This window comes from Candidatus Binataceae bacterium (genome assembly GCA_035508495.1).
Lineage (GTDB): Bacteria > Desulfobacterota > Binatia > Binatales > Binataceae > JASHPB01.
The window spans coordinates 112,066-122,325 of record DATJMX010000028.1 but is presented as its reverse complement, the minus strand read 5'-3'; the positions used below and the strand labels follow the sequence as shown (position 1 = coordinate 122,325).

The window sequence follows — 10,260 nt, the reverse complement described above, 5'->3', positions numbered from 1 at the left end:
CGTCGCGATCATTCATCGCGACGCCTCCAGAATCGCGCGCAGCGCGCGCCGCGCGCGCGCCAGGCGCGATTCCACCGCATGCTCGCTGAGCTGCATCACGCGCGCGATCTCGTTCACGCTCATATCCTCGACGTATTTCAGCATCAGCACTTCCCTGTGATCGGCCTGCAGATGAGCCATCGCCTCGGTGACGGCACGGCGGTCCTGCGGCGATGCTCCCGGTGCATCGCGCTCGGGTTCGAGCGGAGCGGCGAGCGCGATTCGCGCGCGCCGCGCGTTGCGCCGGATGAACGACTGCACCTTGCGATGCGCGATCGCGCAGGCAAACGTGAACAGCGACGAGTCGCCGCGAAAATACGGCAGCGCCTCGGCGAGCGCGATAAAAGTCTCTTGCAGGAGATCTTCGGCATCGCGCGCATCGCCGCCGAGCGAGCTTGCGATGAATCGATTAACCCGCGCCGCATACAAATCGAAAAACTCGCGCGCCGCGTCGCCGTCGCCCGCCTTGAGACGTGCGATGAACGCTTCCTCGCTTCCACCTCCGTCATCGACTGGGGCGGAAGCGGCCAGATTGCGCCGCGCCATGGGCATTACAGGCGAGCCGCTGTCGTCGCTACTGTTCAGCGCTCTTACTCAGTCGTTAGTAGTCGCGACGGAAGATGATCCGTCGCGGGATTTCATTTCGCAGGAAGATTCGGGACGCGAAGAAAGCACCGGCGCGGCTTCACGATCACTCGCTCCACCGCGCCAGCACCAGGAGGAAATCGTCAGACGCTGAGGTTGTAGAGCTCGGCGCAATTGTCGTGGAGGATGAGTTCCTTTTCGTGCTCGGTCAGGTTCGCCGTCTGCTTCTTCAATACGTCCTGCGACCACGGCCACGTCGAATCGCTATGCGGGAAGTCATTGGCCCACATCATGCGGTGGACGTTCACGAGGTCCTTTACCTGGAACGCGACGTAGTCGTCCTGGAACGTGGTGTAAACGTTTTCGCGGAAATACTCGCTCGGCATCTTGCTGATCGTGCCGTGCTCGAGCCAGTAGCGATGCCGATCGTAGGCGTGGTCCATGCGATACATATAATGAGGCACCCAGCCGGCATCGGCCTCGACGCATACGACCTTGAGCTTCGGGAAGCGCTCGAACACGCCGCCGAAGATAAAAGTGCCGATAATGTCCTGGCATCCGCGGATGATCGACATGAAGGCGTTGATCTTCGGTCCGCGGGCTTTGAAGTTGTCGGCGCTGCTGGTCAGGATATGGAAGCTGAGCGGCATCTTCATATCGACCGCGGCTTCGTAGAAGGGATCGTAGATTGCGCTGTCGTAGTCCTCGAGCTTGGGATTGCCGGGCATCATGACGCCCTTGAGTCCCATCTCCTTCATCTTGCGCAGGTCCTGGATTCCTTCCTCGACCGAGCGCATCGCGGTCTGCCCCATGCCCACAAGGCGATCCGGGTGGTGGTCGCAGTACTCGGCGATCCAGAGGTTGTAGGCGTCGAAGCAGGCCTTTTTATAATCGAAGTCAGGATGGTTGCAGAGCATCATGCCGACGGTGGGATAGATGATCTCGGCATAGACGCCGTCGCGATCCTGGTCGGCCAGGCGCGCCTCGGGATCCCATCCGCCGCGATGCATCTCGTCGAACTTCACGCCGAAGGTCGCGAGCTCTTTCGCGTTCTTGCCGGCCGCGGCGACGAGTCCCATCGGAATCGGCCGCTCGAAGTCCTTGATCACGAACATGTCGCCGAGCTTGTCGTCGCGGACCATCTTCGGCGCGATGTCTTTGAACTTGTGATCGATTCGGTCGACGTAAGTGCCGGGCGGTTCGGTGATGTGCGAGTCGGCGGAAATGATGTGCTTCTGCATCGCTAGCTCCTCGTGGGTTGCGTGCCGCGTGCGCGAGGTTCGTGATCACTGCGGCCGCGTAGAAACTCTAATACTAAAGGACAGGTCAGATCACAACGCGCGGCAGGATTTCAGGCGGTCTCGACCGCCGCGGCGGCTATTCGATATAGGTAGCCGCTAGTCACAATCTCCCACGATTTGCCCGGCCGCGGCCTCCGACGCGATGCGCGGCCCGGCTCTCCAAGAGGCGAAATCTCATGGCGGACTACGATCTGAAGATTACGGGCGGTACGATTTACGACGGCACCGGCGCGGCGCCAATCGAAGGCGACCTCGCTATCAAGGACAGCAAGATTGTCGCCGTTGGCAAGGCGCTCGGCTCGACGAGCGAGATGATCGACGCGCGTGGCAAGGTCGTGAGCCCTGGCTTCGTCGATATCCACACGCACTACGACGCTCAGATCATGTGGGACCGCATGATGACGATCTCGCCATGGCACGGCGTGACGACGATCGTGATGGGCAACTGTGGCTTCGGCGTCGCGCCGACGCGCCCCGAGCATCGCGGGCTCATCATGCGCACGCTCGAGAACGTCGAGGGCATGAGCCTGAAGGCGCTGGAGACCGGGCTCGGCTACGACTGGCCGTTCGAGACTTTCGAGCAGTACATGGACGCGATCGAGCAGCGTGGCACGGCAATCAACGTCGGCGCGCTCATCGGCCATACACCAATTCGCATGTACGTGATGGGCGAGGATGCAACCGAGCGGCCCGCAACCGAGGGCGAGATCGCCGAGATGCGCTCGCTCGTCGCGCGCGGCCTCGATGCCGGCGCGGTGGGCTTCGCAACCTCGAAAGCCGTCACGCACGTCGGCTACAGCGGCAAGCCGGTGCCGAGCCGCGCGGCCGAGCTCGCAGAGATAAAGGCGCTCGCATCGGTGCTCGGCGAGAAGCGCGAAGGTCTAATGCAGGTGACGGTCGGACGCGAGCTCTTCCTGCGCGAGTTCGCCGAAATCGCATCCGAGATTCATCGGCCGATCACATGGACGGCGCTGCTCGCCGGGATGCAGATGGGCGGCGGCGTCGACCATCGCACGCTGCTGGCGAACTCGCAGAAGCTGTGCGACCAGGGCCTCAACATCGTTCCGCAGGTGACGTGCCGCCCGCTCAACTTCGAGTTTCAGTACAAGGCGCCGTTCATCTTCGAGAGTATGCCGGTGTTCCAGCCGGTTTCGGCGGCCGACTTCGAGGGTAAGAAGAAAATCTATGCTGACCCCGAGTTCCGCAAAGCCTTCAAGGCTCGCGCCGGCGTTGGCGGCGAAGGCGCCTTCGCCAATCGATGGGACAGCACGACGATAACGTATTGCCCAGGCGAGCCGGCGCTCGAAGAGCGCAATCTCGCGGAAGTCGCGCGTGAGCGCGGCGTCGATCCGATCGATCTGTCGCTCGACCTTGCGCTGGCGAGCAATCTCGAAGCGCGCTTCCGCATGGCGATCCTGAACAATGTCGAAAGCGACGTCGCCGAGCTGCTCGCGGCGAAGAACACGGTGCTGGGCCTGTCTGACGCGGGTGCGCACGCGAGCCAGCTATGCGACGCGTGCTTCTCGACCTACCTGCTCTCGCGATGGGTCCGCGAAAAGCGCGCAATCTCGATGGAGCGCGCAATCTGGATGCTCACGGCGCGGCCCGCGGAAGTCTTCGGCATCACAGATCGCGGCCGGCTTGCCCCGGGCCTCGGCGGCGACGTGACGATCTTCGATCCCGACAAGGTCGGCGCCAGCAGCCTGCGCCGCGTCTACGATCTGCCCGCGGGCCAAGACCGCCTAATCGCCGATGCGTACGGCATTGACGCGGTAGTCGTCAACGGCAAAGTCATCCGCCGCGAAGGCCAAGACCAGGTGTCATCCGATGGCCCGCTCCCAGGCAAACTTCTACGTCACGGGCACGCCGCGGCGTAATGCGCCAATGGCTACGTTAATGATGAAAACCGCCGGAGAATCACTCCGGCGGTTTCGTTCTTTCGCCCTACATTAGGTAGTTGATTCGCGACGATGGTCGTCGCAAAAATCGCGGATGGCTTCCAGCGTTCAGCGTGTCTTTGACCTTGCGGCTGGCGATTATGATCGCGCGCGGCGGCGGCTGGTTCCGGGCTTCGACGATTTCTATCGCGCCGCGATCGATCAGATTCCGTTTGAGCGCGAGCGCGAATTCGAGGTGCTCGATCTGGGCGCCGGCACGGGCCTGATGGCGGCGTTCGTCGCCTACAGTTTTCCCAACGCGCGGATCACGATGAGCGACATCTCAGACGCGATGCTCGAGCGCGCTCGCGAGCGCTTCGAGCTCGGCGGCGAGCGTTTCCGCTTCCTCGTCAGCGATCACGGCACGGCGGAGCTTACAGGCAGTTACGACGTCGTTATCTCGGCGTTGTCGATTCATCATCTGGAGGATGCTCAGAAGGCCGCGCTGATGAAGCGGGTTTATGCCGTCCTGCGCGAAGGCGGTATGTTCATCCAGGCTGACCAGTTCCGTGCCGCGACTCCTGAACTCGACCGGCTGCATCACCAAAGATGGCTCACGCGTGCGCGCGAGCTGGGCGTCGGCGAGAAGGATCTCGCGCAGGCTCTCGAGCGCATGAAGTTCGATCGCAACGCGACCCTCGACGATCAACTCCGCTGGATGCGCGAAGCCGGCTTCCGTGACGTCGATTGCGCGTACCTGCATCTGATCTTCACGGTGTACTCGGGCCGCAAGTAGTTCGGTAAGACGGCGCGTTGCGCGCCTTCGATGCTGAAAAAGTGGCGCGGAAAAGACTCCGCGCAATCAATGGCAGGCAGGGACGCCCGCCCCACTACATTTTCTTTGAGATCTCAGCCCGCGTCTTACTCAGCATCGCGACCGCATGCGATGCAGCGGCTAAATACTCAGAACAGGGGTTCAGCGCGCTCTCACTCAGACAAACTTCGGTGAACTTGATTGCATGCTCGTCGCCGGTCGCGATTGCGCGATCGATCAGCTCTTCGGCGGTATGCGACGGCGGTTCGATGTTCTCCGAAGACGGCGCGGTGCCGAATGTCGAATACAGCGCTGCTGAGGCGTGCCACATGTGCATGAGTGCGGTCTCAGTTGCTTCGCGTCCGAGACACGGCAGCATCCAACGCAACGCGGCGGGACCTGTGACCGTGTGGATGAACGCGATCGTGGTCAGAAGGTCGCGAGCATTCGCGAGGTACACGCGCGAGAAGGTCGCAGTGAGATCCGAGACGAACGACGACGCGTCGCGCGAAGCGGGATCAACCGCATCGATAACGCTGTTGAACTCATTGAACGAGTTGAGCTGAGTGACCGCACCCGTGAGCGAAGTAAATTTGCCACGGCGCTCGATCGGGATCGTGGGAACGCGCATGATCGCTGCCGCGGGCATTGCATGCGCTGCGCTGCGATGCTTCCCCGGCAGGCTCACGTATTCTGCGGCCCAATATGCGAGGCCGTCAGCAAGTTCGCGTTTTCGCTGCGCATTTACTTCGAGCGCGATCGCGCGGGCCGCGTGTCCCGTGCGAATGACACCGTGCAGCGCAGCCGCAATGGTTCCGGCCGCCAGCCGGGCTGCCCACGCATCAACCACTTCGTGCCACGGACGCTCTTCCAGTTCGTTGCGGAAGAACTCGAACCAGTCGCTCGTGTAACGCGGATCGCCGATTGCTGCCTGCCAGTTCGCCTGGTCGATTCGCTCGAAGCGGGGCGGGCGTGGCGTCAATTGCTGTTGATAACGCTCCAGCCACGGCAGCGCGTCGGCGCCGCGGCCCATCGCGCACATCGCCTCAATCGCCATCGGCGCGTGATTCGAGTTGGTGTTGCGAAGCTCGGGCCCGTTGGGTGCCAGCGTCACGAGCGCTTCGTCGAGCGCGGGGTAACCATTATTGGCGGCGCTCATGAAGCCTCCTCTGCGAACATCTTTTCGCCCCGGCTCAGCTTGAGCGCGATCTGATAGGTCTGCCGTTGCGCGCGGACGGTCGGCGAATGGGCGGCGAGGTAACGAACAGTCGCGAGCAACGCATCTTCGCCCGGTGCGGCGCGGCGAATCGAATATTGGCGGAAGGCGGCCTCGACACTCTGAATCGTATGAAAATCGCGATCCTCGCGCAGCATCGCGCCGCCGATTGCGGCGAGTAGTGCGCGAGGATCACCGCTTCGATGAAGGTAACTCGCGGCCATCGACGATGCGGCATCGACTTGTTGTTGACGATCGAGGACGTCGGCTAACCTGCCAGCCAAGTCGAACGGCGACGTCAGTGCAATGTCCGCCTCGCGGATGCGGGCGGGCGGGACGTTCAGGAATCGCGTGAGATACACGCTCATCGCGGCATCGAATGCTCCGCGCAGAACTTCAACCGTCGGCGCGTGCAGCAACGCCTGGTGAACCGCGTTGGCAAAGGTGAAGCTGTGATGCGCCGTGTCCCAGTCGCCGAACTCGTTGCTGAGCGCGAAGCGCGCGATTCGAAGCGCGGCCGCGTGCGCGACGACTCCGCCGAGTCCCACGGGCGCGCATCCTTCGCGGAGCGCATTCAGCATCGAATCCGCGATAGCCTGCGGATCCTCGCCCAAAATCGCGGCGCTCACTGCGACCTCGTCACGCCAGGGATTCGCGGCCTTCCTGCCCGCTTCCAGAGCCGACGGGAGCGACTCAAATGCGCGTTCGAGGATCGCCACGAGATCGACGGGATTGCGCCAGGAGTTCGATTCTTCCATGCGATCGGCGTTGGCGTAACTCGACGCGAGGCTCGCCAACGACTGCTCGGCGAGATCCCATCCGGCATGGTCGAGGGCCTCGAAAGCCTTGTTGGTGAAATCGAGCACGTGACCGATTGTGTTGTATCGATGATCCGTCGCCGCCGCGAACATCATCGCGGCCATCTCATTCGGTTTCGCGCCGCTTTGCACCGCGCTCACGATGCATCGCTCGGCACCTTCGGAATCCCGCAGCTCGACGAACGAGCGAAACCATCGCGTGAGTTGCTCGATTCCGGCGCATTCGCCCGGCAGCGGACGAACTGTGAACAACGGAGCCTGGCCGGCGGAGTCCTCGGCGACGGCGCTCAGGCCGTGATACATCGCGCGCGGGCGGTCTTCCCGCGCCAGGTGCGGCAGCAGGTTCATCATGCAAGTCAGGATCGTGAGCCCGCTGCCCCATCCTGCGCGGCGGTTGCGCGTGCCGAATTGAAGACCGGCGCGAAACGCCTGGCGCGCGCCTGTTTGATCGCGATCGAGCGCGATTACCGACTTCGCGATCACGAGCGGAATGTCGCGCTCGAGGCCGACGCCGAGGCGTGTGAGATGACGCCGGCGGGCGTCGCCGCGCTCGGCCAGGTCGATCCAGATCGCACCATTGCGGACCTCGACCGGATACACGCGGACGTCGTCGGCCCATTGATCGAAGGTGCCGCCGCTGGCGAGGTCGAAGCGCGCGTGATGCCAATGGCAGGTGAGAATACCGTCCTTGACGCTGCCGCGGTCGAGCGGGAACCCCATGTGCGGGCATCGATTATCGACGGCGAAGATTCCGACAATGGTCTGGAACACGACGATCACGCGGCCTTCGAGCGTGATCGTGCGGCAGCCCGCCTCGGGCAGGTCGCTCAGCGCAAAGGCGCGCACGAAACGAGACTCGGCTTTGTCTTCCTGGTTCATCGCCACGGCCTCCCATTGCTCGAATAATTTGTAAAGTACTCGCTTTATTAATTAAGTCAAGCCGACACTTGCGTAATGGCGCCGCGCCGTTCAGATTGATCTTCTGTGAATGAAGACGTGCGCGCCGAAGAGGGCGTTCTCTACCAGCTCAAGACCCGCGGTCCGCAGAGCGCGGCCCAGATCGCCAAGCGCCTCAAAGTAACGCCGATGGCGGTGCGGCAGCATCTGTATCGCCTTGCCGAGCGCGGCGAAGCGTCGTTTGCCGACGAACGGCGCAAGGTCGGACGCCCCGCGCGCATATGGCGGTTGACATCGGCGGCGGCCTCGCGCTTTCCCGATTCGCACGGCGATCTCACCGTCGAGATTATCAGCGCCGTGCGGAGCGCCTTCGGCGAGACGGGGATGGACCGTCTGCTCAGCGAGCGCTCGAAGATTCAGCTCGAGCAATACATGCGTCGAGTGAAGCGCGCCGGCAAGTCGCTATTCGCGCGTACGAAGGCTCTCGCCGAGATTCGGCGCGAACAGGGATACATGGCCGAATGCACGAAGATGGATGACGGCTCGATCCTGCTCGCGGAGAATCACTGCCCGATCTGCGCCGCCGCCACGATGTGCCAGGGGCTCTGCCGCGAGGAGCTCAGTCTCTTCCGCGAGGTGCTGGGCCCGCAGGCCAGGGTTGAGCGTATCGAGCACATCCTCTCCGGCGCGCGCCGCTGCGCGTACCGGATCGAGGGCGTCTGATCAGTATCCCTGTGCCGGATCGACGACGTTGAGCAGCGGCCGATCCGAGCTGAGGCGGCGCAGGTTCTCGGCGAACAGATCGCACGCGAGATCGGTGTAAGCGCGAAAATCGCCTGACACGTGCGGCGTCAGGAGCGCTTCTTCGATATCCCACAGCGCGCTTTCCGCCGGCAGCGGTTCCTTCTCGAAGACATCGAGGCCCGCACCGCCAATTTTTCCGGTCTTCAGCGCTTCGATTAGCGCCTGCTCGTCGATCACCGCGCCGCGCCCGATATTGACGATGTAGGATCCCGGCTTCATCGCGGCGATTTCCTTCGCGCCGACGAACTTCACCGTATGGGCGGTGTTGGGCAGCGTAACTGACACGTAGTCACTCTGGTTCAACATCTCAGCGCATCCCTCGCGCCCGAACCATCGCTCGGGGATGCGGCCCTCGGGATCGCCGAGGCCCTCGGGGCACCATCCGGGATCGCGACGCTCGTCGGGATTGCGCTTGAGCGCGAGCACGCGCATCCCGAACGCCGCGGCGAGGCGGCCGGTCTCGCGGCCGATCGAACCGTAGCCGACGATGCCGATCGTTTTGCCGCGGATCACGTCGAGATTGTTCATGACAGCGCGGCGCGACCATTCGTGCCGCGATTGCGCGCGAATGGTGACGTGAAAGCGCCGCGCCCACGCCAGCATCGACGCGATCGTGTACTCGCCGATGGGAGTGGCATGGATACCGCTCGAAGTTGTGAAGGGAATTCCGGTGCCTTTGAGAGCGGGCAGCGCGTGATCGGCACCGGCGCTGAGCAGCTGAATCCAGCGCAGCGCGGGCGCCTGCTTCGGCAGATCGTTCGGAATGAGAAAGGTGAGCAGCACGTCGCATCCGCCGCTTACCAGCGCGCCCGCTTCTTCGCGCGAGCGGCATTGCCGATCGACAATATCGGCGCCCGGCACGGCCGCCGCGATCTTGCTGCGCTGATAGTCGGTGAGCGGGACTGTGGCTACTATCTTCATGTGATTTTCGGAAACTTTCGCACGATGGTGCGGCGGCATCAAGTTTCGGCTGCCGCTTGAGAGTGTCAAAAGCACGTCCTATCATCATTAGCAGCGAATCGTGTCGAAGCTCGCGAATATAGCCATAAGTGGAGCGCTGGCGATTGGCCTGCTCGTAGCGAACGGTCCTGTATGTGCGCAGGATGACTCCGCTCCCGCGCAGGTGAGTTCTCAGGGCGGGAGCAGTGCGCCGCCCCCCGGCATCAGCGGTCAGGGCCGCGAGGACGATCGCACGCTGGAAATCGCGCCGCAGCCCGGGCTTCAGCAGCCGAGGCCCGCGGTGCAGGAAGTTCCCGATGAGCGCCAGTTTCGTCAAAACGATACTTCATCGGTCGAGCCTAATTTCCAGCCGCGCTCCAATGGGGGCGATTCGTCGCGCCCGCCTCATCGTCCGCTGCTCGGCATAACCGCGAAATACACCACCATGTGTTACAAGGGTTCGGAGGAGCACGGCCTTGAAGTCCTGACCGTCGATCCGAATAGCCCGGCGCAAAAGGCGGGGCTGCGCCCTCCGACTGACGCCACTGGCACGGGAGCCGCGGCGGCGACGATAGCTGGAATGGTTCCGATTTTCGGCACGCTGACGCAGCACTTGCTGGAGAAGAATGGCGACCTTGGCGAAGGCGGTGATCTCATCGTCGCGATCGACGATCGACGCGTGCGCAGCCAGGAAGATCTCGACTACGCGATGAGCCAGCTCAAGCCAGGCGACACGATGTACCTGACGGTGATTCGACCGCTGCCCGGCGGGAACCATCAGACCGAGAAAATCGCGGTCACGCTCGGCGACTCTGGCGTTCCAGTCGCCAGCAACTCCGACCCATACGGCTCTCAGGCCGGCACCGAAAGCTACACGCACTAAGCCGCATTCGTCAGCCGCTCGCGCGAGCTAGGCACTTTTCGACTTGTGACAGGTGAACCTCAATCCTAGGATTGCGGTTGAGCCAGA

Annotated in this window: 9 protein-coding genes; 4 read left to right on the top strand and 5 right to left on the bottom strand. The window is 63.0% G+C overall.

Annotated features, from left to right (window positions below; genetic code table 11):
• Positions 1 to 12: 12 nt before the first annotated feature.
• A complete protein-coding gene (locus tag VMA09_09920; GenBank protein ID HUA33910.1) occupies positions 13 to 585 on the bottom strand; it encodes a sigma-70 family RNA polymerase sigma factor in 573 nt (190 codons plus the stop codon).
• Positions 586 to 767: 182 nt separating this feature from the next.
• A complete protein-coding gene (locus VMA09_09915) occupies positions 768 to 1,865 on the bottom strand; it encodes an amidohydrolase family protein (protein HUA33909.1) in 1,098 nt (365 codons plus the stop codon).
• A 236-nt stretch (positions 1,866 to 2,101) separates the two neighbouring features.
• On the opposite strand from VMA09_09915, the gene VMA09_09910 reads away from it, so the two are divergent.
• The gene (locus VMA09_09910; protein ID HUA33908.1) at positions 2,102 to 3,802 is read left to right on the top strand and encodes an amidohydrolase family protein; all 1,701 of its coding nucleotides are present in this window, start codon (positions 2,102 to 2,104) and stop codon (positions 3,800 to 3,802) included.
• Between the two features lie 115 nt (positions 3,803 to 3,917).
• A complete protein-coding gene (locus VMA09_09905) occupies positions 3,918 to 4,598 on the top strand; it encodes a methyltransferase domain-containing protein (protein HUA33907.1) in 681 nt (226 codons plus the stop codon).
• A gap of 94 nt (positions 4,599 to 4,692) precedes the next feature.
• On the opposite strand, the gene VMA09_09900 is transcribed toward VMA09_09905, so the two are convergent.
• Positions 4,693 to 5,775, bottom strand: coding sequence for a questin oxidase family protein (locus VMA09_09900; GenBank protein ID HUA33906.1), 1,083 nt, complete (start codon positions 5,773 to 5,775; stop codon positions 4,693 to 4,695).
• On the bottom strand, positions 5,772 to 7,529 hold the full coding sequence (locus VMA09_09895) for a Rieske (2Fe-2S) protein (GenBank protein ID HUA33905.1): 1,758 nt from the start codon (positions 7,527 to 7,529) through the stop codon (positions 5,772 to 5,774). The genes VMA09_09900 and VMA09_09895 overlap by 4 nt, the downstream gene beginning before the upstream one ends.
• 105 nt (positions 7,530 to 7,634) lie before the next feature.
• On the opposite strand from VMA09_09895, the gene VMA09_09890 reads away from it, so the two are divergent.
• Positions 7,635 to 8,270, top strand: coding sequence for a metalloregulator ArsR/SmtB family transcription factor (locus VMA09_09890; GenBank protein HUA33904.1), 636 nt, complete (start codon positions 7,635 to 7,637; stop codon positions 8,268 to 8,270).
• Here the strand turns inward: VMA09_09890 and VMA09_09885 are convergent, their stop codons facing one another.
• The gene (locus tag VMA09_09885; protein HUA33903.1) at positions 8,271 to 9,272 is read right to left on the bottom strand and encodes a D-2-hydroxyacid dehydrogenase; all 1,002 of its coding nucleotides are present in this window, start codon (positions 9,270 to 9,272) and stop codon (positions 8,271 to 8,273) included.
• A 100-nt stretch (positions 9,273 to 9,372) separates the two neighbouring features.
• Between VMA09_09885 and VMA09_09880 the strand changes: the two genes are divergently transcribed.
• The gene (locus tag VMA09_09880; protein ID HUA33902.1) at positions 9,373 to 10,173 is read left to right on the top strand and encodes a PDZ domain-containing protein; all 801 of its coding nucleotides are present in this window, start codon (positions 9,373 to 9,375) and stop codon (positions 10,171 to 10,173) included.
• The last annotated feature ends 87 nt before the right edge of the window (positions 10,174 to 10,260 follow it).